Source organism: Exiguobacterium sp. SH5S13, assembly GCF_004337085.1.
In the GTDB taxonomy this organism is placed as follows: Bacteria; Bacillota; Bacilli; order Exiguobacteriales; family Exiguobacteriaceae; genus Exiguobacterium; species Exiguobacterium aurantiacum_A.
This window is the reverse complement of the sequence record NZ_SJUS01000014.1, coordinates 1-22522: the sequence shown is the minus strand read 5'-3', so window position 1 is coordinate 22522 and position 22522 is coordinate 1. Positions and strand designations below refer to the sequence as shown.

Sequence of the window (22522 nt, the reverse complement as noted above, 5' to 3'; positions counted from 1 at the left end):
AATCTAAACAGAAATGGGTGGGTCGTCATGTGGTCACTTCTCTTCATCCCGCTCGGCGCGGTCGTCGGCGCCTTGTCCGGTTTCTTCGGTATCGGGGGCGGTGTCATCATCGTCCCGGTGCTCTTGTTCAACGGATACTCGGCGGCCGAGGCGGTCGCGACGTCACTTTTGTTCGTCGTCGGGACGAGCCTGGCCGGCGCGAAGAAGCACTCGTCGCTCGGCAACGTGTCGTGGTCGACCGGTCTCACGGTCGGTCTGACCGGCGCCGTCACTGCGCAGCTGTCGAGCCGGCTCGTACTCTCGATCTCCGGGACGTATGATTGGTTGCTGAATGTGTTCTATTTGCTTATCCTTTCTTATTTTGCCGTTACGCTTCTAAAGAAAACATCGAAGCCGTCGAAACGGAAAAAATCCGGATTTGCCGCAAGTTTCTTCATCGGTGCGATCGCCGGACTCTTGTCGGCGCTCCTCGGCATCGGCGGCGGTTTTATCATCGTCCCGCTGCTCGTGAGCTGGCTCGGGTTTTCGACGCACCGTGCCGTCGGGACGAGTCTCGCCGCCGTCCTGTTCATCTCGCTCGGCGGGCTCAGCGGTTACCTGCCGTCGCTGTCGCTCGATTACGTGGCCCCGATCGCCTTGGTGACGGGTGCTTTCATCGGTGCCCCATTCGGTGCAGCGCTCACGAATCGTTATCGGGACCACGAGATTTCAAGACGGCTCGCTTGGCTCTACTTGGCTGTCATCACCTCGATCGTGCTCGACCTCGGGGCGACATGGTGGACACCGTTGTCTTATGCGAGCTTGAGTACCCTTGCTGTATTTCTCGTCGGCATCAGCATCGATTTTTCCAAACGATTTACCAGTCCGAACCACTTTTCTCGTTGAGAAGTGGTTTTTTCAATATCTTGGTTTCGAAGCGCTTTCATTTAGGGGATATAAAAAAGTGGTAAGTCAACTCTAATACGAAAGGAAGGGAGTATCACATGTCAGCATTTGTCAGCGAAATCATCGGTACGATGCTACTCGTCTTGCTCGGTAACGGTGTCGTCGCCGGCGTCGTCCTCCGCCACTCGAAAGCCGAGAACGGCGGCTGGATCGTCATCACGTTCGGTTGGGGCTTTGGCGTTATGATTGGGGTGTACGCTGCAGGTATTTACGGAGGCGCGCACATCAACCCGGCCGTCACGATCGGACTCGCCACGAGCGGGGCCTTCCCATGGGCTGATGTGCCACTGTACATCCTGGCCCAGTTCATCGGGGCGTTCATTGGGGCTTGTCTCGTCTACGCGCACTACAAACCGCACTACGACGTGACCGAAGACCAAGGTGCGAAACTTGCGACGTTCTCGACCATACCAGCGATCCGGAACATCCCGTTCAACTTGATCTCAGAGATCATCGGGACGTTCGTCCTCGTCTTCGCCATACTCTCGTTCGGCGCCAACACGTTCGCCGACGGGTTGAACCCGCTCATCGTCGCACTCCTCGTCGTCTCGATCGGTCTCTCACTCGGTGGAACGACCGGTTATGCGATCAACCCGGCCCGTGACCTCGGACCGCGGATCGCGCATGCGATACTCCCGATTAAAAACAAAGGGACGTCAGACTGGCCCTACGCATGGGTCCCGGTCGTCGGACCGATCATCGGCGCCGTCATCGCCGCGTTGCTCTATGGTATCCTCGTCCCATAATCACCCTAACTTCTAAGGAGGCACATTCATATGGACAAAGAAAAACGGTATATTTTAGCAATCGACCAAGGTACGACCAGTTCACGGGTCATCATCTTCGACCACGACGGCAAGATCGTCACGACCGCTCAACGCGAGTTCAAGCAGTACTTCCCGAAACCAGGCTGGGTCGAGCATAACGCCAACGAGATTTGGGGTTCGGTCCTCGCCGTCATGGCCGAGGCGTTCGGTTCGGCCGACATCGACCCGAAAGAGATCGCGGCCATCGGCATCACGAACCAACGGGAGACGACGGTCGTTTGGGAGAAGTCGACCGGCAGACCTGTCTACAACGCCGTCGTCTGGCAATCGCGTCAGACTGCCGGCATCTGTGACGAATTGAAAGCAGCGGGCCATGCGGACTTGTTCCGTGACAAAACCGGCCTCTTGATCGATGCTTACTTCTCGGGGACGAAAGTAAAATGGATCCTCGACAACGTCGAAGGCGCCCGTGAGAAAGCGGAAGCGGGAGACTTGTTGTTCGGAACGATCGACACGTGGCTCATCTGGAAGCTCTCGGGCGGTCTCGCGCACGTCACCGACTACTCGAACGCGTCACGGACGCTCATGTACAACATCTACGAGCAGAAGTGGGACGATGAGTTGCTCGACATCCTCACCGTACCGAAGTCGATGCTGCCTGAAGTCAAGCCATCGAGTGAAGTATACGCCCACACGATCCCGTACCACTTCTTCGGGTTCGAAGTCCCGATCGCCGGCGCGGCCGGTGACCAGCAGGCCGCCTTGTTCGGCCAAGCCTGCTTCGAGTCAGGCGAAGGGAAGAACACATACGGAACGGGTTGCTTCATGCTTATGAACACGGGAGAAGAAGCCGTCAAGTCGGACCACGGTCTGTTGACGACGATCGCCTGGGGCTATAACGGAAAAGTCGAGTACGCGCTCGAAGGATCGATCTTTGTCGCCGGATCGGCCATCCAGTGGCTCCGTGACGGGATGCGTATGCTCAAGTCGGCGAAAGATACGGAACAGTATGCGAACCGTGTCGACACGACCGACGGGGTCTACGTCGTCCCGGCCTTCGTCGGACTCGGTGCCCCGTATTGGGACTCGGACGTCCGCGGCGCCATCTTCGGGCTCACCCGCGGTACGGAAAAAGAACACTTCGTCCGGGCGACGCTCGAATCGCTCGCCTATCAGACACGCGACGTCTTGACGGCGATGGAGCAAGATTCCGGCATCGCATTGAAGACGCTCCGCGTCGACGGTGGTGCGGTCAACAACGACTTCCTCATGCAGTTCCAAGCGGACATCTTGAACGTACCGGTCGAACGTCCGGAAGTGAGTGAGACGACGGCGCTCGGCGCCGCCTACCTCGCCGGACTCGCCGTCGGGTTCTGGAAAGACCAGAACGAGATCAAGCAGCAATGGAAACTCGACCATCAGTTCGAACCGAACATGGATGAAACGCATCGTGAAGAGCTCTACAAAGGCTGGCAACACGCCGTCGAAGCGACAATGGGCTTCAAACCATCAAAACTTGAAGTCTAAACACAAGCAAGGGAGCATCCGCGACGGATGCTCCCTTTTATAATTTCCGTAAGCGCAAGCGCGGGCTCATCGGTTCCCCGACGAACAAGATCCCGAGCTCGTGCGGGTCGGCCTCATACATCGCCCGTTGCACGAAGCGGATATCCCCGTTCAAGTTGAGCACTTCGAGCTTGATGTACGGCTTATGGAGTTGAAGCGCCTCATAAAAGCTGCTCCCTCCGGTGATGACCGTACCGTTCACTTTGTAGATCGACTCACCTGGAACGAGCTGCATCGTCTCCCCCGGCGAACCCGGAAGCGTATCGATGATGACCGCCCCGCGGTTCCCGTTCAGGAAGACCGGTGTCGTGCCGCGATTCTCGCGTTTGATGAGCTGCAAGGCGAACTCGTACAAGACGAACAGACCGATCAACACATAAGCGACGTACGGGACGTCGAGGACGTACGACCCGGCAAACAGGCCGAGCGCGACCACTGCGAGCAAACCGCGATACAGGCTCAAGCGGCCGAGCAGCGTTCCCGGCAGTGCCCCGGTCGATAGCAGGCTGACCCCGATCGGGATCGGCAAGATGACCGGCACCGAGAAGTCGAGCCCGAACGACGGCGGTAAAAAGACGATGAGCGGAAAGAACCAAATCCGCTTGACGACGTGTCCACCGATGAACTGGCCGCGCTTCGACAAGATGAGCGTCGGTGACGTCTCTTTGGTTCCGTTCCAACGAAGGAGGATCGCTTCGGCGAGCGTGACGATGCCGAACACGAGCGCATACACCGGCCACTCGACGTCGGCGAGCCGGTCGACCCAATCCGTGAGCCCCGCGAGCGAGACAACGTCACGCAGACTGATGACCACGAGCATGATCAGGAACGGAAACGCCGGACTCATGAAGCGCGGATGCATCGTCAAGACGATCAGGGCGTAGAGGACGGTGAACGTGATGACCCACTCGAAGTTGACCGTCGTCTCGAGCAAGACGGTCGCTACCGTTCCGAGGACCGCGAGCAACAGACTCGGCCACACAAAGTGGCGCCAATCTGACTTTGGCGAGCGTCGGCGCGACCGGAACATGCTTCGCTCTCGTTTAATGCGCGTCATAGATATGTAAGCGAGGGAGACGAACGTCGCCCAGAGCAGCGGACTACCTAACAAGGTCAACAAAGCGGTAAAACTCATTCGTAGAACGTCCACACTTGTCCAATCCTTTCCCTAATCCTTATTTTGCGGCTTCTTCAAGTGCCCGGTTCAACTGGGCATCGTTCGCCTCGTCTTGGATGACTTCAAGCAACCGTGACTCGAGCGCGGACGCTGTCGCTTCATTGACGACCCCGTCCTCCGCCAAGTTGTTGTCGGCTTGGAAGTCCGAGACCGCCTGTGCCATCGTGTCACCAAAGTAACCCGGCTGACCGCCCGGCGCGTAACCGATCCCGGTCAACACCGTATGCAGGTTCGACACCGTCTCGCCGTAGTCCCCGACTTCGAGCGCATCCTCTTCCGCGAGGATGCGGTTGACCCCGAAGTAATCCGGTTGATCGACCTCAACGTCAGGCTCGATACCCGTCTCGTTGATCCAGTTGCCGTCCGGTGTGAGCCATTTGCTCGTCGTCAGCTTCAAGTTGCTGCCGTCTTCCAAGTCGAACGCCGTCTGGACGACGCCTTTCCCGAACGTCGCATTGCCGATAATCGTCGCACCGGCGCCTTCTTTGAGCGCACCGGCCAAAATCTCGGACGCCGAGGCCGAGCCTTCGTTCGTCAAGACGAACAAATTGTACGGCTTCGCCTCACGGGCGCGTCCGTTTTGGGATTGACGTTCGCCGTCGGCGTTCTCGATCTGAACGACCGGCTTGTCCGTCGGGACGAACCCTTCGGTCATCGCGATGACGGCCGGCAAGAGACCACCCGGGTTACCGCGGACGTCGATGATCAAGCTATCGATATTCTCTGCTTCGAGCGTCTCGAGCTGCTCTAAAAACTCATCGGCCGTCGGCTCTGAGAACTGGGTCACTTCGAGATAGCCAATCTTTTTGCCGTCCTGCTCTTTCACTTCCGAGTAAACCGTCTCGATCGGGATCGTATCCCGTGTGATCTCGTAGTCGGCCTCTTGCCCGCCGCGACGGATCGTCAGCGTGACAACAGTTCCTTTTTCGCCACGGATGAGCTGGACCGCCTCTTCGACGGCCATCCCTTCGATCGATTCGCCGTCGACCGCGGTGATGATATCCCCTGGGCGAAGACCTGCCGCCTCGGCTGGTGCGCCTTTGATTGGAGCGACAATCAAGATGTCTTCTCCTTTCTTCTCCAAAGTCGCGCCGATTCCTTCAAAGCTCGACTCGATCGAGTCGGTGAACTGTGACGTTTCTTCCGCGTCGAGGAAGTCCGAGTACGGGTCATCGAGCGCTGCCGTCATACCGTCAAGGGCACCGGTCAACAAGTCTTCTTCCGAGATGTCCTTTAGCGAGTGCGTCTCGATCAAGCTGCGGACTTGTTCGACCTTGTCCCAACCTTCTGCTTTCGGTTGGATCGGTAACCTCGTATCGGTGAACGCCATCGTCGCCAGGCCTGCACCGGCCCCTGCCACGAACGTCGCGCCGGCGAGTAGTCCTGCGGTTGTGTTTTTCACGGGTAAGTCCCTCATTTCTTTTTGTCGGTCTTTCATCCAGTATAGCAAAAACTTCAGAAAAACGGACGCGTTCCACATATTTGGGACGCGTCCGTCTGTCAGTAGCCGATATAAGGACCCGGGTCGACCGCATTTGGTTGCCCGGGTGCCCACTCCCCACGGTGGAGCTCGAAGTGGAGATGCGGTCCCGTCGACCAGCCCGTGTTGCCGAGCGTACCGACCGTCTGGCCCGCCCCGATCGACTGGCCGGCCGCTACCGTGATCGAATCTAAATGACCGTAGACGGTCGTCCAGACTTGCCCGCTCACGACGTGCGAGACGAAGACGACGTTGCCGTAACCGGTCGCTTCAGCCGCCTTGATGACGATACCTGGGGCGGCCGAGACGATCGGTGTGCCGGTCGCGTTGACGATATCGATGCCGCGGTGCGATTCCGGCGCCCCGGTCAGCGGGTTCTCCCGCGGTCCGAATCGGCTCGACACGTAACCCGACACCGGGCGCAAGAACGTACTGACCGGAGCCGTGACGGTTTTCGGTTCCGCTGCTGGCGGTGCCTGTGGTGTCACGGTTTCTTGATTCGCTTCGGCTCGTTCGGTGGCTTCGGCTCGTTCGGTGGCTTCGGCTCGTGCCGCTGCTTCGGCCCGTGCTCGCGCTTCTGCGGCGGCTTTTGCCTCGGCCTCTTGTTTCGCGCGAGCCTCGGCTTCCGCTTGTTCCCGTTCAGCCGTCGCGATCGCGTCGAGCTGACTGGCGATGATGCGGCGCTGTTCGTTCATGAGCGCCTGTTCTTCGCCACGGGTCATCCGTTCGAGCTCGAGCAGTTCGACCTGCTCGTTTAGTTCCGAGAGAAGCACATGTTTCTCTGCGGCCGCTTGATCGAGCGCTTGTTTCGTGACGACGAGCTCGCGCTCTTTTTGTTTGACGAACGACAGCTGTGTCCGTTGCGTCGCCTCGAGCGTCTCGAGGCGCTCGACTTCATGCATATAGCTATGTATGAGGTCCCGGTCTTGCTCCGCGATCGTCTGTGCGGTCATGAGCCGCGTCACGAAATCCCCGAACGAGCGGGATTCGAACACGACTTGGAGATAAGACCGGTCCTCGTGTATTTGAAGCACACGAAGACGCTCACTAAGGAGCGCCTTCTGGCCTTCAAGATACTGCCCTTGGGCAGCGAGTTGTTGGCGGGTCGCCTCGAGCTCTGAGCGCGCCGCGTCCGCTTCGACTTGCTGGACGGCGATCTGTTCACTTAAGCCCTCGAGGCGTTCATTGACGGCACGAACCTCGGTTGAGACCGCGTCGCGCTGTGCCTCGGTGACTTCGAGCTCGGCGTCCGTCTCGACTTGCGCTTTTTTAGACTGCTCCAATTGATTGGATAGACGATCTTGTCGTTCTTTCAACGTCTCTTTCTCCGTCGCCATGACCGGCGCGGCGAGTAGCGTCAAACTTAATCCAAGCGCAAGCGAACGTTTCATCCGCCAATTCCTCCTCATATTTAAACTAGACTTTTAAGAATCGACCGAGCGATGTCGTCGATCCCCAGATCCCGATGAACGCACCGAGCGCAAGCAAGACGAGCGAGACTTGCGTCGTGAGTACCGATGGATCGATCAATTTAAATATATCACTATTCAGTTGATCTAGCGATGGTTGTAAAGCACCATATGCGACGTCATAGCCGAAATAAATGACCGCGATCGGGATGAGCGCGCCGAGCACACCGAGCAGAAGTCCCTCGATGAAGAATGGCCAGCGGATAAAGCTGTTTTTCGCTCCGACGAGACGCATGATCTCGATTTCGCGACGGCGTGAGAAGATCGTCATCTTGATCGTGTTCGAGATGAGGAACATCGCCATGAGCGTGAGTCCGACGATCAACACGAGTCCACCGATGCGGATTCCGTTGAAGAAGGCGAACATCTTATCGATATAGTCCTGACCGTACGTGACCTTATCGACGTTTTCGAGTGACTGGACCGCGTCGGCGACCGTCTCCGTGTTAAGCGGGTCTGATGCTTTGACGATGTAGCGGTCATGGAGCGGGTTGTCTTTCTCGACCGTTCCGTACGCGTTGGCGTCTTCCCCGAGCTGGTTGCGGAAGTTTTCGAGTTCCTCCTCTTTCGAGCTGAACGTCACCGAGGCGACGCCCGGGATCTGTTCTAAGTTCTCGCCTAGCTTCTCGACGTTCGCTTCCTCCGCTGTCCGTGTGACGAACACTTGGATCTCGACGTCGTTCTCGACGTTCTCTGAGATCTCGTTGACATTGAACATGACGAGGGCGAAGACGCCGACGAGTAACAAGGTGATGGTGACGGCACTGATGGCCGCAAACGACATCCAACCGTTGCGAAGCGTCCCTTTGAACCCTTCGCGTAAATGGCGTAGCCCACTTTTAAATATCATAGCCATATGCTCCTTTCTCTTCATCGCGGACGACTTTGCCATTTTCGATCGCGATGACGCGATGACGGATCTTATCGACGATGTCACGGTTATGTGTCGCCATGACGATCGTCGCCCCGCGGCGATGGATCTCTTGGAATACTTCCATGATGCCCCATGCCGTATCCGGATCTAAGTTACCGGTCGGCTCGTCGGCGATGATGAGCTTCGGCTTGTTGACGATGGCGCGGGCGATCGAGACACGTTGCTGTTCGCCACCCGACAGTTCGTCCGGATAGTTACGTGCCTTATGTTTAAGTCCGACTAAGTTTAAGACGTCCATGACTTGCTTACGCATCGTACCTGTGTCGGCCTGAACGACTTCGAGGGCGAACGCGACGTTCTCATACACCGTCAATGAAGGGAGCAGCTTATAATCTTGGAAGATGACGCCGAGCTGGCGGCGTAGTTTCGGGACGTGACGGTTTTTTAATTTCCCGACGTCGATCCCATCGATCAACAGTTGACCGTTCGACGGCTTCTCCTCCCGATAAATCATTTTCATGAACGTCGATTTCCCGGCGCCGGATGGTCCGACGACGTATAAAAATTCGCCGTCTTCGATCTTCAAATCGAGGTCGTCGACTGCGACGACACCGTTTGGATATACTTTACTAACTTTTTGCATCGAGATCATAACGTATTCCCTACCCTTTTTATAAATTTTTCATGCATCTATGACGAGTGTATAGTTGTTTAGTAAGTGAATATTTTCGCCTAGCCTCAGTTCTACACGATAACTAGTGATTCTGTCAAGGCACCGTCCAAGTTTCTTAACAGGTCAAGATTCATCAGATTCAGTAGTAGGAGCGCCTACAATTATAACAACCAGAATTTTAAATAACCATTACAGGATTGTTTCAGTTCGATTGAGTTCGGTGGGAAATTGTTGGATTGAACGTCCGTTTCACGTTGCAGTCACATTTGGTGAAACGCACATTCAAATAGGCACTCGCCGGGGCGAGTGCCTATGTTCAATCGTTCCGTTTATCGGTCGGACGTTTTTTCAACGCGTCGAACAACATCGCAAAATACCACATGCCAACGTTCGTCGTCATGGCGCCGACAGCAACAGGACGAACGCACCGATGAACGGCGACCAATCCAAACCACGGAATGCAAAAAACCACGGTTATCCCGTGGTCTTGATCCTTATTTCTTGTCGGCGAGCCAAGCCGCGACCGCTGTGATCTCTTCGTCGTCCTCGATTACGTTCGCAGGCATCGTGCCTTGTCCGTTTCGAATAATGTTCTCGATATCTTCAGCTGAGAGGCGTGCACCGACGTCCGTCAATGCCGGACCGCTCATGCCTTCCAAGTTCGCGCCGTGACAGGCTGCACAGTTTTGGGCGTATACCGCTTCCGCGTCGACCGAAGCCGTGTTCGAGCCCGTATCCCCATTGCTTGTCGTTTCTTCTTCATCGCCGCCGCCGCACGCACCGAGCGTGAGCATGGCGCCGAGGCCGATGGCCATCATCCACTTCTTCATATAGGGTTCCCCTCCTAAGTTGTAGAAATTGCCTACATTATCCATTATAACCGTTTTGACAAGGCCTTTAACCTAATCTCACGAAAAGTACACAAAGATTCCACATCTCACGGGACGTTGCTATACCGTTTATCTGAGGTGAAACCTTGGCCCATCACCTCGTGCGCCTCGCTGAAGATGAGGAACGCGTCGGGGTCGATGCGGCGGATCAGGTCTCTCAACCGGCTCACCTCGTTCTGACGGACGACGACGAGGAGCATCGGCCGGTCGAGACGCGAATAGGCGCCGATCGCCTGGATCTCGGTCGCGCCCCGGTCGAGCTCGTCGAAGACGGCGCGCGTGATGACGTCACGCTTGTCCGAGATGACATACGCCATCTTGTCTTGCGTGAAGCCGAGCTGGACGAAGTCGATCATCTTGATCGTGATGTACAAGGCGATCAGCGCGTACAGTCCCGTCGTGAACGAGAACGTGACGGCCGCGACGACCACGACGGTCCCGTCGAGGATGGCGATACAGAGATAGAGCGGGATGTGGGTGAACTTATGTAGGATCTGGGCGAGTAAGTCCATCCCGCCGGTCGAGGCCCGGCCGCGGAAAATGAGTCCGAGGCCGATCCCGACACCGACGCCGCCGAACACGGCCGCGAGCAGCGTATCGTCGACCGCCGCGCCCGCACCGATCGCTTCATAAAACAAGATCACACCTGGTAAGAAGATCGAGCCGACGAGCGATTTGACGCCGAAGCCGAGCCCGAGGATCATCCAGCCGACGAGGAGGAGCAACACGTTCGAGACGAGTTGGAACGCCCCCGGCGAGATGCCGAACAGCTCGTACGTGATGATCGAGATCCCGCTGACGCCGCCCGAGGCGATGTTGTTCGGGAACAGGAACAGACTGAACGCCGAGGCGACGAACACGGAACCGGTCAATAAGTAAATATAGTCTTTGACGATTTGCTTCATTAAAGAAATTCTCCTCTACATACAACGTGGCCCAAAGACGGACGTCTTTGAGCCACATGCATCACATATTTGTCTTACGGAGGTACGCGTCGATGAAGCCCATGATGTCTCCATCCATGACGCCGCTCGTGTTCCCGACTTCATAACTCGTGCGGTGGTCTTTGACCATCGCATACGGGTGGAAGACGTATGAACGGATCTGGCTACCCCAGCCGATGTCTGTCTTCTCACCGCGGATCTCGTCGAGCTTGCGTTGCTGCTCATCGAGTTCGCGCTGGTACAGTTTCGCCTTGAGCATCTTCATCGCCGCTTCACGGTTCTTGATCTGCGAACGCTCGGCCTGACATGCGACGACGACACCCGTCGGCACGTGCGTGATCCGGACGGCCGAGTCGGTCGTGTTGATGTGCTGACCGCCGGCGCCCGAGGCGCGGTACGTGTCGATGCGGAGGTCTTCGGTTCTGATATCGATTTCGATATCGTCATCGAATTCCGGCATGACATCGCACGAGACGAACGACGTGTGGCGGCGGCCTGACGAGTCGAATGGCGAGATCCGGACCAAGCGGTGGATCCCTTTCTCCGCTTTCAAGTAGCCGTAGGCGTTATGCCCGACGATGCGGAGCGTGACCGACTTGACGCCGGCCTCCTCGCCCGCGAGGTAGTCGACCGTCTCGACTTTCCAACCTTGTTTGTCCGCGAAACGCTGATACATGCGGAGGAGCATCGAGGCCCAGTCTTGCGACTCGGTACCGCCCGCACCCGGGTGCAGCTCGAGGATGGCGTTGTTCGTGTCATACGTTCCGTTCAAGAGGATCTCGAGTTCGAACGCGTCGAAGTCGGCCTTGAGCGCCATGACCATCTCTGAAAGATCACCTTGCATCTCGGCGTCCGGTTCTTCCTTGATGAGTTCGAGCGTAACTTCGCCGTCCTCGTGACCGTCCGCGAGCTCTTGATACTTGTCGACCATCGCTTTGAGCGCGTTCGACTCGTCGATGACTTTTTGTGCCTTCTCTTGGCTGTCCCAGAAGTCCGGGTACGTCATCTCGTTCTCGAGCTCGGCGATGCGCGCCTGTTTCTCTGATAAGTTAAGCGATTGTCTGTAATTTTCGAGGCGTTTTGCCATCGCCTCGAGTTCGTTCCGAATATCTGAAATTTCCATAGTGAGATTCACCTTTCCGTAGGAAAGAGGCGAGCAGGCTCGCCTCTTTAAAATTAAGCTTGTTGTTTGCCGTGACAGTTTTTAAACTTCTTGCCTGAACCACACCAGCACGGGTCGTTGCGCCCGAGGCGTTGGTCTTCTGAACGGCGGACCGGTTTTTTCTTCACCGGTGCGTCGTCCTTGCCAGACACCGCCACTTCCTCCTCGACGACTTTCTCGCGTCGGAGGTTGTCGCCGACCTCGGCACGGAGCACGAAGCCGGTCACTTCTTCCGAGATGGCCGCGTTCATCGCGTCAAACATGCTGACGCCTTCCGCCTGATACTCACGGAGCGGGTCGTTCTGTCCGTAAGCACGCAAGTGGATCCCTTGACGAAGTTGGTCCATATGGTCGATGTGCGCCATCCAGTGCGAATCGACGGCACGGAGCACGATGATCTTCTCGAACTCGTTGAACCGTTCCGGCGGTGCAAGTTGACGTTTCGCCTCGTACTGGGCGTTCGTCCGCTCAAGCAACAGCTCAGTGATCTCCTCGCGTTCTTTGCCGTAGAAGTCTTTCCCGGCGACCGCATTCTCGAGGGCGAGCGTCTGGTTGGCCCAGTGCGCCAGCTCGTCGATGTTCCATTCTTCCGGCACGAGTTCGAGCGGCGTGTATTGCGCGACGCCCATCTCGACCGTCTCACGGATCATCGAGCGGACGATATCGGTGACCGATTCGTTCTCGAGGATGCTGGCCCGGTCTTTATACATGACTTTCCGTTGGTCGGCCATGACGTTGTCGTAACCGAGCAACTGTTTACGGGCATCATAGTTATTGCCTTCGACACGTTTTTGAGCCGACTCGACCGCTTTCGAGACCATGCGGCTCTCGATCGGTTGCGTGTCGTCCATGCCGAGGCGCTCCATCATGCTCTGGAGGCTGTCAGTCCCGAAGCGGCGCATGAGCTCATCTTCGAGTGACAAGTAGAACTGCGATTTACCCGGGTCGCCTTGACGACCGGCCCGACCGCGGAGCTGGTTGTCGATCCGGCGCGACTCGTGGCGCTCGGTACCGACGATGTAAAGACCGCCGAGCCCGATGACACCTTCGCCGAGCTTGATGTCGGTTCCGCGTCCAGCCATGTTCGTCGCGATCGTGACCGAACCTTTTTGTCCGGCGTTCTCGACGATTTCGGCTTCACGGGCGTGGTTTTTCGCGTTCAAGACTTCGTGTTTGATCTTCTTCTTCGTGAGCAGCTTACTCAAATACTCAGACGTCTCGACGGCGACCGTACCGACGAGGACCGGTTGTCCGGTCGCGTGCGCCGAAGCGATCTCTTCGACGACGGCTTTGAACTTGCCTTCCATCGACTTGAAGATGAGGTCAGAACCGTCTTCACGGACGATCGGCTTGTTCGTCGGGATCGTGACGACTTGCATGTTGTAGATGTTACGGAACTCTTCTTCCTCCGTCTTCGCCGTACCGGTCATCCCGGCCAGCTTCTCATACATCCGGAAGTAGTTTTGGTACGTGATCGTCGCGAGCGTCATCGATTCCCGTTGAATCTCGACGCCTTCTTTCGCCTCGATCGCCTGGTGCAGACCTTCCGAGTAGCGGCGTCCGTCCATGACCCGACCTGTGAACTGGTCGATGATCATGACTTGGCCGTCGCGGATCATATAGTCGACGTCATGATGCATGACGGCGTTCGCACGCAATGCGAGCCCGACGTGGTGGTTGACCGAGACGTGCTCGATCGCGAACAAGTTGTCGATGCCGAAGAACTTCTCGGCGAGGTCGACCCCTTTGTCCGTGAGTAACACCGATTTCGTCTTCACGTCGACCGTGTAGTCGTCTTCGAGCTTGAGCGTCCGGACGAACGCGTCGGCACGTGTGTACAATTCGGTTGATTTTTGGGCCGACCCTGAGATGATGAGCGGGGTCCGCGCCTCATCGACGAGGATCGAGTCGACTTCATCGACGATCGTGTAGTAGAGCTCACGCTGAACACGGTCTTCCTTATAAAGGACCATGTTGTCACGCAAGTAGTCGAACCCGAGTTCGTTGTTCGTCGAGTACGTGATGTCACAGTTGTACGCCGCCTGCTTCTCGACGCGGTCCATGTTCGAGACGTTCAGTCCGACCGAGAGGCCGAGCGCGAAGTAGAGCGGTTCCATGAGTTCTTTATCACGTTTCGCCAAATATTCGTTGACCGTCACGACGTGTACGCCACGGCCAGTCAGGGCGTTCAAGTAAACCGGGAGCGTCGCGACGAGCGTCTTCCCTTCACCGGTCTTCATCTCGGCGATGTCGCCGTTATGGAGCACATAGCCCCCGATGAGCTGGACGCGGTAGTGACGCATGCCGAGCACGCGTTCTGACGCCTCGCGACAGACCGCGAACGCTTCCGGAAGGATATCGTCAAGCGTTTCCCCTTTATCCAGACGCTCACGGAATTCGACAGACTTCGCCTGAAGTGCTTCGTCAGACAACGCCTTCGTCGGCTCAGCGAATGACTCGACTAAGTCGGCCGCTTTTTCTGCTTTTTTCAATACTCGTTTCTGTGGAGCAAATAAATCTTTCAAAAAGTTCGCCATACGTTTTATCTCCTCTGCACTCAGTCAAAAATGCATGTTTTTTCCCTAATGTACAGTTTAACCGAAGTGACCCACGCTTTCAAGGAAAGGCAAAACGAAACGGCCCTCCAAGTCGGAGGGCCGTGTGAATTCAAAGTTAGATTATTCAGGTTCGATCAAGCCGTATTTACCGTCTTTCCGACGATAGACGACGTTCGTGTTCCCGGTCTCCGCGTCTGAGAAGACGAAGAAACTGTGACCGAGCATGTCCATTTGAAGGATCGCTTCTTCCGTGTCCATCGGCTTGAGCGTGAACCGCTTCGTCCGCACGAGTTCGAGTTCTGCCTCGTCCTCATCGTACGCAGGAATGTCTTCAGAACCTTCGAGTGATTTGAAATACTCGCCGATCCCGCCTTCTTTGGCGCGTCCTTTACGGTTGAGCTTTGTTTTGTGTTTACGGATTTGACGTTCCAATTTGTCGACGACGAGGTCGATTGCCGCGTACATATCGAGGTTGGTTTCCTCAGCGCGAAGCAATAAGTTCGTCATCGGGATCGTCACTTCTACTTTTTGCTTTTCGTTGTACACTTTCAAGTTGACGTAAGCCGTCTGTGCATCCGTAGGAGTTGTGAAATACCGAGTCAACTTCTCCAGCTTTTTCTCGACATAGTCTTTGATGGCTGGTGTGACTTCAATGTTTTCGCCGCGAATGTTATAAATCATCTGAACTCCTCCTTAAAATAACCGCTTGAACCAATGATTCGTCATTTTGGACCGAATCTCCTGCCTCATTTCTTAAAAAGATCTTAAAAAGAAAGCGGAAGCGGGTGGCTCATATATAGTATACCCCGAATTCAGTTTATTTGAAAACGTTATCATCAGAAAATAATGACAATTTTGTTCCGATGCTCACGCCTGCAATCGAATCGGTTGTATAAAAAGAAGTTACCCGTTATCGCCGTTTTTAAACTCGTTTTCTTAAGAGAAAAATACTATGTAGACAAAACAAAAAACCGACTTCACGAGGAAGCCGGTTCACGGTTTGAAATTATAATTTTACAACGTTAGCCGCTTGTGGGCCGCGTTCGCCATCTACGATTTCAAACTCAACTTCTTGACCTTCGTCAAGAGCTTTGTAGCCGTCAGTTTGGATTGCTGAGAAGTGTACGAAAACGTCTTTGCCGCCTTCTACCTCGATGAAACCAAAACCTTTTTCTGAGTTAAACCATTTTACTTTACCTACCATGTGCAAATCCATTCCTTTCACCATTGAAGAATACAGAGGCTTTCCCTCTAGTAGCTATATTACCACCTTCTCGGTCACTATACAACCATTTTCTGCTATTTTGTAAATGAATCGTCTTTTGGCTTACATTGGAATTATATTTCCCTACTTTTCATATTGGCTTATTGAATTTACATTTTTTGTGATATATCATGGAAGAGATGATTTAGGTTTGTGCTTTTTTGAATATCGGCCGATCCTGAAAATCTAATACGAGGAGGATGGTGCAGCGTATGCGCCCCTACTATTCCGAGGAAAAATATCGCATCACGAAGCGAACCGTGGCGATCCTGCCTTGCTTTGACATGATGAAGCAATCGCGGATCATTCTCGAGGACGGCAGCGAGATCTCGACCCCGCTCCGGCCGTACCAGTTGCTGCAGCTCTCTTGCCGCCAGTACAACAGCTCGATCGAGGAACGGATCTTCGTCGCCAAACGCGTCGCCGGGGTCAAAGGCAAAGTGCCGGTCGTCATCGAACCGACGACGGGACTCGTCTTCTTCCCGACGAAATCACCGAAACGTGAAGATTGCGAATGGTACGCCTGGTCCCACATTCGGGACATCGTGACTGTCGAGGGTGCCCCGAACGGCGTGATCGTCACGAAAGACGGTCACCGCATCCAGACGAACGCGACCGCGTACGTCTTAAAAAACCAGATCAAAGCGACCGGCGAATTGGTCGCCCGGTTCCAACAACTGAACATGAGCCCTGCGCTCGAATCTTGACCTGCCTTCCGTCGTTTGACGGGAGGTTTTTTTATGGGGATTTTGCTTCACTTTTTGAAAAAGAGGTCGATATATTGGTCGAGGTGACAACTATGCAAATCCAAGCGCAACTCGCTACAACCGTAGCCGCGAACGCGGGTGTCCAGATGAACCGCGTCTATAAAGCTGAAATCGTCAAGCAGACCGGTCCTGACACGGCCATCGTCAAGGTCGGCGGCGAACAAGTCGAGGTCACGTTCAAGGACGGGCTACCGAAGACGAACCCGTTCCAACTGACGCTCGTCGAAGAGGACGGGGTGTTGCTCGGGACCGTCGTCGTCAAACCGGAAACGGAGACGGCGGACGCACCGGCGCCAGGGACGAAACCCGAGACGAAAGTCGATACGAAAATCCAAGCGCTGCTCGCATCGCTCCCGCCCGAGGTACGGAGCGCCGTCAGCCGCTTGATCCAATCGGGACGCCTGCCTATGAACGAGGACACGGTCCGCTTGCTCGAGACCGTCTTCAAAGGTGACATGCGCGATGCCGTCTTGTTCTTGCGCACGATGGACGCCCCCGTCGTCAAACCGGACGTCGCCCGTGACATCGCGGTCGCTTCATTAGATGAAGCGAAACGTCAACTGAAGGTACCGGCACCGGACGCACCGTACCCGCAAAAAGAGCGTTACGTCGAACTCGTCAACTTGTCGCGTCCGGCCACAGAACGGGTCACACCGACACCGGAGACGGTCGACCGGCTGATCAAAGAACTCCCGGCCGCACCACCCGCCCGCCCCGAACCGAGGGAAGCCTTGCCACCCGTAGGCGGACGTCAAGTCGTGGTCAAGGAAGTGACGACGCATCTCGCTGCCGTGACGAACACGTTCCGCGCAGAACAGGCGACCGTGACGAAACAGCTCGGACAAGTCGCGGCGCTCGTCGAATCGAAGCCGCATTTGGCCCGCCCCGCCCTCGAGACGGTCGGGACGCGTCTGACGCAGCTCATCCAAAAGACGGACGCCTTGTTACATACCGACGCTCGGCAAGAGAAAGCACTCGTCGCGATGACGGCGAAGCTCGACGTCGCCTTGTCACTGTTATCGACGAAGCCTGCCGAGAGTGCCGCCCTCATCAAAGACGTGCGCACCGCGTTGAACGAGTTCCGCTACGTGCCGAACCAGGTCCGCGTCGAATACATCCCGCATGGCGCCACACGTGCCGGTGAGGTCCAGGTGACACCGCTCCGGCTTGAAGCCAACCTGTCAGGCCGCCACGTCCAAGAGACGGCGCAGCGCGTCCAGACCGCGTCGCAACAGGCGCAAGCACAAACGTCGCAAGCCGTTCAGGCATCGGCACTATCGGTCCGATCGGAGGCGGCGTCACCGGAAGCTGCGCGCCTCGCCTCGTTCTTCCAAGTCCAACAGACGATCAACCGGCTCGACGGCGGGCAGCTCCATCAGCTCCTGCTCGCCCTGCCGGCGAAAGTCCAGGAGATCGACACCGGCATCCACGTCCACATCCAAAACCGGGAAGCAGGCGACGTCGTCGATTGGGAGAACAGTGTCCTCTACATCCGGCTCGAGACGCCTCGCTTAGGCGAGATCGGCGTGAAAGTCGAAGCGCTCGACCGCAACCTCCGGCTCACGCTCGAGCATGATGACCCGACGGTCGAACGGATCGCGCGACCGCTGCTCGGCAAGATCGAGACGACGCTCGAAGCGATCGGCTACCGGAGCGTGACGACCCAGTTCCGCCCGCTGACGAAAGCCGAGAAAGTCGAAGTCGAACCAGAGCGCACACAGACGACCGGCTATGACTTTAGAATCTAGGAGGCCCTTATGTATCAACGCATGGATTTGACGAAACGTAAGACGGCCGCCGTCGTCCGTTATGACGAGACGACCGACCGGGCCCCGATCATCGTCGCCCGCGGCACAGGTGCCGTCGCCGACAAGATTTTGGAAGAGGCACGCTCGCGCGGTGTGGCCATCGAGCACGACCATTCGCTCCTCGGCCACCTGCTCGACCTTGACCTCGGGGATGCCATCCCGCCGGAACTATATGACGTCATGGCCGAAGTGTTGCTTTTAATAGAAGAACTTGACTCGATCAAAGGAGAACAATCATGAATTCGAACCGATTATATGAAATGAGCCCGGAGGAGTTGACGCAAGCGATGCTCCACGCGCTCACCTACCATTACGAGACCGCGCTGACCGCGACGATCGCCGAGCGCAACCGTCATCTGCGCCAAGCGCGCGAACTGCTCGCCAAACTGTACCAAGGACTTCATGACGGCGGCGGCATCATCTCGGCCCAGCTAGAGGAAGTGTATTTGTATATGGCGAAAGGTAGCCTCGAGGCGCTGATCGAACAAGACTTAGGTAAAATCGAAGAGCTCCATTCGCTCGCGACCGACTTAGAGACGACTTGGGACGAGGCCATCACGAACGCGCGTCTTCAACCCGCACACGTAGGAGGAAACCGTTATGAAAATTACCAATAACATTCAAGCCTTGAAAGCCTATACGTCGCTGTCGCTCAACCAGACGACGATGAAGAAGACGATGGACCGCCTCTCGAGCGGCGTCCGTATCAACAAGGCGTCGGACGATGCGACCGGCCTCGCCATCTCTGAGAAGATGCGGATGCGCCTCGACTCATTGTCGATGGCCGAGCGCAACACACTCGACGGCATCTCGCTCACGCAGACGCTCGAAGGCGGCATGAACGAGACACACTCGCTCCTGCAGCGCATGCGCGAACTGTCGGTCCAAGCTGCGAACGGGACGTTGAGCCCGGACGATACGAAAGCGATCCAAGAAGAGATCAGTGCCTTGACAGAAGAAGTATCCCGGATCGCCGAGACGACCGAGTTCAACTCGAAGAAGATCATGAACGGTGACTATATCGAGGGGAACGAGACACTCTTCTTCCAACTCGGGGCCGGCAGCGGTGAAGGCGTCGTCTTGAACGTCGCCGATATGCGCGCGGAAGCGCTCGGGATTGACGGGATCGACGTCACGATGCAAATCGGTGCTGACGACGCCATCGCCAAGTTCGATAAAGCGATCAACGACGTCTCGCTCGAACGCTCGAAGCTCGGGGCCATTCAAAACCGGTTGGAAGCGAACATCAGCGTCGTCACGATCGGTTCAGAGAACTTGACCGCGTCCGAGTCACGCATCCGCGACGCCGACATGGCCCGCGAGATGATGGACTTCGCCCGCCTCAACATCTTGAACCAGTCCGGCATGGCGATGATCGCCCAGTCGAACGCGTTGCCGCAAGGCGTGTTACAATTATTGAACTAACTTACAGAAAGGACGAGGCCTGATGGACATTCGTCGAATTATGGAGACCCAGTCGCTTCACGGCGCGGGCAAAGCCAAGCGGCCTGACGCGGAACCCGGCGTCTCGTTCCAGAACGTGATTGGACAAAAACGGGAGGACCGCGAATACGAGCGCTTCCAGCGCCAGATCGCGGCCATTCACGATCAAGGTGAGCTCCTCGCCGAGAGCCAGACGGTCGAGTCGCTCACCGAATATAAACGCTTGATCAAAGACTTTATGAAAGACGCCGTTGACGCGGCGCTCAGCCTCGAAGACAAACGCGGGTTCAACCGCCGGGGCCGAGCCAAGATCTATAAGATCGTCGAGCAGGTCGACCAGAAACTGCTCGCACTGACGGACCAGGTCATCTCGGGGGAAGCGTCACGTCTGTCGCTCCTCGACCAAGTCGGTGAGATTCGCGGATTGCTCGTCAACGTGTACGTGTGAGGTGACGTATGGCTGAACATTTGTTTTCGAAGAAAGTGAAATGCCCGTACTGTTTGAAGGAAAGTGTGACACCACGCATCTTGTCGCGCCATATCCGGCCGCAAGAAGTCGCGAAGGACGGCTATACGACGTATGACGGCGAGAACCCGTACTTGTATGAGCCAGCCGTCTGCAGCCATTGCCACCTCGTCTTCCACGACTCGTTCGATAAAGTCCGGAAAAACAACCGCGAGGCGCTCGAGACGAACTATTTGTCCCGGATCAACCCGGAGACGCTCCAAGGTGACCGCACGCCCGAGCACGTCATCCAACTGTACAAGTTCGCCGTCATGACAGCACAGCTGAGCGGACAGAAGCCGTCGGTCATTGCCATGCTCGGGATGCGTCTCGTCTGGATGAACCGCTTGATCGGGAACGGGGCGGCCGAGAAGGAATGGATGCAACGGACGCTCGACAAGTACAACGAGGTGCAGGAAGTGTATACCGACCAAGTCCGGACCGGCCTGCCGTACGATCAGCTCATGCTGCGGATCGCCGACTTGTCGGCCGCCCTCGGGTTGTATGAGGACGCCCGGCGCTGGTACGGGATCTTACTCGGCAGTAAGGAAGTGTCAGAACGGATCCGGACGCAAGCGAAAGATCATTGGGAAGACTTCCGGGCCGAGCACGCCTAAAAGGGAAAGCCTCGGCTTTCCCTTTTCGCATACAAAAAAACCGCGCTCATCCACTCACGGACAAACGCGATCGACCCTCTTAACGGATGAACCCCTAAACCGAAAGGAGATATGCGCGATCTGACTCGCGACAAAACCTAAACAGGGCACCCAAGAACCGATCACGCGGTGGCGTCTTGCACGGTTCTACTCCATTATAAATCGCATTTCGTTATTTTACTATTGTTTTCACCGAAGATTTTTCGGGGTATTGTTTATATGAATGAAAAGGAGGAAGTTACATGTTTGAACAACGTTACCTAACCGAAGTACGAAGCATCTTTCAAGAACAGAAACAGCTCGCAGAAAGCGCGCTCAATCAAGTAAGTGATGACGACCTGCATCGCGTGCTCGCACCGGACACGCTCTCGCTCGCCGTCATCGTGCAACATATCTCGAATAATATGTTATCACGTTGGACCGACTTCTTGACGACGGACGGGGAGAAACCGGACCGGAACCGCGACGCCGAGTTCAAGGATCAACAGTTGTCCCGCACCGAACTGATGGCGACGTGGGACGAGCGTTGGCAACTGTTAGACGACGTCTTGGCGAGCTTGACGCCGGACGACATCGGTAAGACCGTCTACATTCGCGGCGAGGAGAAGAGCGTCATCTGGGCGATCGAGAAGCAAGTGTCGCATTACAGTTATCATGTCGGCCAGATCGTCTACTTAGCGAAAATATTCGCCGGAGAGAGTTGGAGCGTGTTGACAATTCCGTTGCCGCATCAGCGCTGACATGGCGGCGCGACTCGTCTTTCTCGCTTTTCTCGTCGTATCGACCGTACTCCCGTTGTTCAGTTTTGACGGCTACTCGCTCGTCAGCAATACGACGAGCCACCTCGGTGCCCAAGCCTCTCCGCATGCTTGGGTCATGAACGTCACCTTCATCGCTCTCGGGGTCATGACGGTGCTCGTCACGCTCACCACGCGCGTCCGCTATCACCAAGTGTTCGGGGCGTTGTTTGGGACCAGCTTGTTGTTGACCGGTATCTTTCATCACGCGCCGTTGATGGACGGCGTCCCGGTCGATCTGTTTCATGACCAGATGCATTCCGTCTTCGCGAATGCGACCGGTTTTACGTTCACGCTCCTCGCGGCGGGGCACGGATTCATGAGTCACGGTCGGCAACGCGTCGCCGGCTTTCTGTTGGCCGCCATCGCCGTCATCATCCCACTTTGCATGTGGCTGGCACCGGACTATATGGGGCTACTGCAGCGGACCATGTTCATCAGTGCGTTTTGGTGGTTATTCTTTTATATGAAACCGGACGTCCGGAGATGAGGCTACGCTTCACGTCGCTCGGGTTTGGTGAACAACCCAAAAAGAAGGAATCCGCTCGCTGCAAGCAGTCGCTATCGACGTTTGTAGCGGGTTTTCAATAGTGTGAAAAACCCAACATAGTGACCGTCATCATCAGGAAGACAATCTTCCTTCGCATAGGTGTCAACAGCGGTTTAAAATTCCTTCTTAATAACGGATTAAAAATCCCTTTTTTACACGTTACTCTTGGAAACTATCGACACGGGTCGGCTGGATGCCGGCCCGTTTCTTTTCCCTCATCCGATATG

Annotated in this window: 24 protein-coding genes; 12 read left to right on the top strand and 12 right to left on the bottom strand. The window is 56.1% G+C overall.

From position 1 onward, the window contains the following. Positions 1–27: 27 nt before the first annotated feature. The 3 genes from EVJ30_RS08635 (at position 28) to glpK (ending at position 3239) form a co-directional block, all read left to right on the top strand. Entirely contained in the window at positions 28–885 is an 858-nt protein-coding gene (locus EVJ30_RS08635) for a sulfite exporter TauE/SafE family protein (RefSeq protein ID WP_131468782.1), read from the top strand. Positions 886–983: 98 nt separating this feature from the next. Next, positions 984–1691 (top strand): MIP/aquaporin family protein, encoded by a 708-nt coding sequence (locus EVJ30_RS08630; protein ID WP_131468780.1) that lies wholly within the window; start codon positions 984–986, stop codon positions 1689–1691. Positions 1692–1721: 30 nt separating this feature from the next. Next, on the top strand, positions 1722–3239 hold the full coding sequence (gene glpK, locus EVJ30_RS08625) for a glycerol kinase GlpK (RefSeq protein ID WP_131468778.1): 1518 nt from the start codon (positions 1722–1724) through the stop codon (positions 3237–3239). A gap of 37 nt (positions 3240–3276) precedes the next feature. Here the strand turns inward: glpK and EVJ30_RS08620 are convergent, their stop codons facing one another. The 12 genes from EVJ30_RS08620 to cspD form a co-directional block, all read right to left on the bottom strand. Continuing rightward, the gene (locus EVJ30_RS08620) at positions 3277–4413 is read right to left on the bottom strand and encodes a PDZ domain-containing protein (protein ID WP_131468776.1); all 1137 of its coding nucleotides are present in this window, start codon (positions 4411–4413) and stop codon (positions 3277–3279) included. 40 nt (positions 4414–4453) lie between these two features. Continuing rightward, positions 4454–5857: a S41 family peptidase gene (locus EVJ30_RS08615; RefSeq protein ID WP_131455806.1), complete on the bottom strand. Its 1404-nt coding sequence runs from the start codon at positions 5855–5857 to the stop codon at positions 4454–4456. A gap of 98 nt (positions 5858–5955) precedes the next feature. Further along, complete coding sequence (locus EVJ30_RS08610; protein WP_131468774.1) at positions 5956–7326, bottom strand: murein hydrolase activator EnvC family protein; 1371 nt, start codon at positions 7324–7326, stop codon at positions 5956–5958. A 25-nt stretch (positions 7327–7351) separates the two neighbouring features. After that, entirely contained in the window at positions 7352–8254 is a 903-nt protein-coding gene (gene ftsX / locus EVJ30_RS08605; RefSeq protein ID WP_131455802.1) for a permease-like cell division protein FtsX, read from the bottom strand. Beyond that, positions 8244–8930, bottom strand: coding sequence for a cell division ATP-binding protein FtsE (ftsE, locus tag EVJ30_RS08600; protein ID WP_131455800.1), 687 nt, complete (start codon positions 8928–8930; stop codon positions 8244–8246). The genes ftsX and ftsE overlap by 11 nt, the downstream gene beginning before the upstream one ends. 337 nt (positions 8931–9267) lie before the next feature. After that, complete coding sequence (locus EVJ30_RS15160) at positions 9268–9423, bottom strand: hypothetical protein (RefSeq protein WP_161568831.1); 156 nt, start codon at positions 9421–9423, stop codon at positions 9268–9270. Between the two features lie 22 nt (positions 9424–9445). After that, positions 9446–9781, bottom strand: coding sequence for a cytochrome c551 (gene cccB / locus EVJ30_RS08595; RefSeq protein ID WP_131468772.1), 336 nt, complete (start codon positions 9779–9781; stop codon positions 9446–9448). A 107-nt stretch (positions 9782–9888) separates the two neighbouring features. Continuing rightward, the gene (locus EVJ30_RS08590; protein WP_071397984.1) at positions 9889–10746 is read right to left on the bottom strand and encodes a YitT family protein; all 858 of its coding nucleotides are present in this window, start codon (positions 10744–10746) and stop codon (positions 9889–9891) included. 61 nt (positions 10747–10807) lie between these two features. After that, positions 10808–11908 (bottom strand): peptide chain release factor 2, encoded by a 1101-nt coding sequence (gene prfB, locus EVJ30_RS08585; protein WP_131468770.1) that lies wholly within the window; start codon positions 11906–11908, stop codon positions 10808–10810. A gap of 53 nt (positions 11909–11961) precedes the next feature. Further along, positions 11962–14484, bottom strand: coding sequence for a preprotein translocase subunit SecA (gene secA, locus EVJ30_RS08580; protein WP_131455794.1), 2523 nt, complete (start codon positions 14482–14484; stop codon positions 11962–11964). Positions 14485–14625: 141 nt separating this feature from the next. Continuing rightward, a complete protein-coding gene (gene hpf / locus EVJ30_RS08575; protein WP_016508657.1) occupies positions 14626–15186 on the bottom strand; it encodes a ribosome hibernation-promoting factor, HPF/YfiA family in 561 nt (186 codons plus the stop codon). A 325-nt stretch (positions 15187–15511) separates the two neighbouring features. After that, positions 15512–15709, bottom strand: coding sequence for a cold-shock protein CspD (gene cspD, locus EVJ30_RS08570; protein WP_035386012.1), 198 nt, complete (start codon positions 15707–15709; stop codon positions 15512–15514). A gap of 260 nt (positions 15710–15969) precedes the next feature. Here cspD and EVJ30_RS08565 point away from each other — a divergent pair, with 260 nt between their 5' ends. The 9 genes from EVJ30_RS08565 to EVJ30_RS08525 all read left to right on the top strand — a co-directional run bounded on the left by EVJ30_RS08565 (position 15970) and on the right by EVJ30_RS08525 (position 22235). Continuing rightward, the gene (locus EVJ30_RS08565; RefSeq protein WP_236633350.1) at positions 15970–16476 is read left to right on the top strand and encodes a competence protein ComK; all 507 of its coding nucleotides are present in this window, start codon (positions 15970–15972) and stop codon (positions 16474–16476) included. A 92-nt stretch (positions 16477–16568) separates the two neighbouring features. Next, positions 16569–18284: a hypothetical protein gene (locus tag EVJ30_RS08560; RefSeq protein WP_236636065.1), complete on the top strand. Its 1716-nt coding sequence runs from the start codon at positions 16569–16571 to the stop codon at positions 18282–18284. A gap of 9 nt (positions 18285–18293) precedes the next feature. Beyond that, the gene (locus tag EVJ30_RS08555) at positions 18294–18584 is read left to right on the top strand and encodes an EscU/YscU/HrcU family type III secretion system export apparatus switch protein (protein WP_071397988.1); all 291 of its coding nucleotides are present in this window, start codon (positions 18294–18296) and stop codon (positions 18582–18584) included. Then, on the top strand, positions 18581–18961 hold the full coding sequence (locus EVJ30_RS08550) for a flagellar protein FliS (protein ID WP_131468766.1): 381 nt from the start codon (positions 18581–18583) through the stop codon (positions 18959–18961). Before EVJ30_RS08555 ends, EVJ30_RS08550 begins: the two co-directional genes overlap by 4 nt. After that, the gene (locus tag EVJ30_RS08545) at positions 18945–19769 is read left to right on the top strand and encodes a flagellin N-terminal helical domain-containing protein (protein ID WP_131468764.1); all 825 of its coding nucleotides are present in this window, start codon (positions 18945–18947) and stop codon (positions 19767–19769) included. The genes EVJ30_RS08550 and EVJ30_RS08545 overlap by 17 nt, the downstream gene beginning before the upstream one ends. 22 nt (positions 19770–19791) lie before the next feature. After that, positions 19792–20235, top strand: coding sequence for a YaaR family protein (locus EVJ30_RS08540; RefSeq protein WP_016508634.1), 444 nt, complete (start codon positions 19792–19794; stop codon positions 20233–20235). A gap of 8 nt (positions 20236–20243) precedes the next feature. Then, positions 20244–20909, top strand: coding sequence for a DUF2225 domain-containing protein (locus tag EVJ30_RS08535; protein WP_131468762.1), 666 nt, complete (start codon positions 20244–20246; stop codon positions 20907–20909). Between the two features lie 281 nt (positions 20910–21190). Next, positions 21191–21688, top strand: coding sequence for a DUF1572 family protein (locus EVJ30_RS08530; protein WP_131468760.1), 498 nt, complete (start codon positions 21191–21193; stop codon positions 21686–21688). Between the two features lies 1 nt (position 21689). Then, positions 21690–22235: a DUF998 domain-containing protein gene (locus EVJ30_RS08525; RefSeq protein ID WP_131468758.1), complete on the top strand. Its 546-nt coding sequence runs from the start codon at positions 21690–21692 to the stop codon at positions 22233–22235. Positions 22236–22522: the final 287 nt, after the last annotated feature.

What these genes read in the sequence shown, in the direction of transcription:
- EVJ30_RS08620 (WP_131468776.1), bottom strand. Translation starts at nt 4,413, where the DNA reads ATGAGTTTTACCGCTTTGTTGACCTTGTTAGGTAGTCCGCTGCTCTGG.
- EVJ30_RS08540 (WP_016508634.1), top strand. Translation starts at nt 19,792, where the DNA reads ATGGACATTCGTCGAATTATGGAGACCCAGTCGCTTCACGGCGCGGGC.
- glpK (WP_131468778.1), top strand. Translation starts at nt 1,722, where the DNA reads ATGGACAAAGAAAAACGGTATATTTTAGCAATCGACCAAGGTACGACC.
- prfB (WP_131468770.1), bottom strand. Translation starts at nt 11,908, where the DNA reads ATGGAAATTTCAGATATTCGGAACGAACTCGAGGCGATGGCAAAACGC.
- EVJ30_RS08550 (WP_131468766.1), top strand. Translation starts at nt 18,581, where the DNA reads ATGAATTCGAACCGATTATATGAAATGAGCCCGGAGGAGTTGACGCAA.
- cspD (WP_035386012.1), bottom strand. Translation starts at nt 15,709, where the DNA reads ATGGTAGGTAAAGTAAAATGGTTTAACTCAGAAAAAGGTTTTGGTTTC.
- secA (WP_131455794.1), bottom strand. Translation starts at nt 14,484, where the DNA reads ATGGCGAACTTTTTGAAAGATTTATTTGCTCCACAGAAACGAGTATTG.
- EVJ30_RS08530 (WP_131468760.1), top strand. Translation starts at nt 21,191, where the DNA reads ATGTTTGAACAACGTTACCTAACCGAAGTACGAAGCATCTTTCAAGAA.
- EVJ30_RS08555 (WP_071397988.1), top strand. Translation starts at nt 18,294, where the DNA reads ATGTATCAACGCATGGATTTGACGAAACGTAAGACGGCCGCCGTCGTC.
- ftsX (WP_131455802.1), bottom strand. Translation starts at nt 8,254, where the DNA reads ATGATATTTAAAAGTGGGCTACGCCATTTACGCGAAGGGTTCAAAGGG.
- EVJ30_RS08545 (WP_131468764.1), top strand. Translation starts at nt 18,945, where the DNA reads ATGAAAATTACCAATAACATTCAAGCCTTGAAAGCCTATACGTCGCTG.
- EVJ30_RS08560 (WP_236636065.1), top strand. Translation starts at nt 16,569, where the DNA reads ATGCAAATCCAAGCGCAACTCGCTACAACCGTAGCCGCGAACGCGGGT.
- EVJ30_RS08565 (WP_236633350.1), top strand. Translation starts at nt 15,970, where the DNA reads ATGGTGCAGCGTATGCGCCCCTACTATTCCGAGGAAAAATATCGCATC.
- ftsE (WP_131455800.1), bottom strand. Translation starts at nt 8,930, where the DNA reads ATGATCTCGATGCAAAAAGTTAGTAAAGTATATCCAAACGGTGTCGTC.
- EVJ30_RS08610 (WP_131468774.1), bottom strand. Translation starts at nt 7,326, where the DNA reads ATGAAACGTTCGCTTGCGCTTGGATTAAGTTTGACGCTACTCGCCGCG.
- EVJ30_RS08630 (WP_131468780.1), top strand. Translation starts at nt 984, where the DNA reads ATGTCAGCATTTGTCAGCGAAATCATCGGTACGATGCTACTCGTCTTG.
- EVJ30_RS08635 (WP_131468782.1), top strand. Translation starts at nt 28, where the DNA reads ATGTGGTCACTTCTCTTCATCCCGCTCGGCGCGGTCGTCGGCGCCTTG.
- EVJ30_RS08535 (WP_131468762.1), top strand. Translation starts at nt 20,244, where the DNA reads ATGGCTGAACATTTGTTTTCGAAGAAAGTGAAATGCCCGTACTGTTTG.
- EVJ30_RS08590 (WP_071397984.1), bottom strand. Translation starts at nt 10,746, where the DNA reads ATGAAGCAAATCGTCAAAGACTATATTTACTTATTGACCGGTTCCGTG.
- cccB (WP_131468772.1), bottom strand. Translation starts at nt 9,781, where the DNA reads ATGAAGAAGTGGATGATGGCCATCGGCCTCGGCGCCATGCTCACGCTC.
- EVJ30_RS08525 (WP_131468758.1), top strand. Translation starts at nt 21,690, where the DNA reads ATGGCGGCGCGACTCGTCTTTCTCGCTTTTCTCGTCGTATCGACCGTA.
- hpf (WP_016508657.1), bottom strand. Translation starts at nt 15,186, where the DNA reads ATGATTTATAACATTCGCGGCGAAAACATTGAAGTCACACCAGCCATC.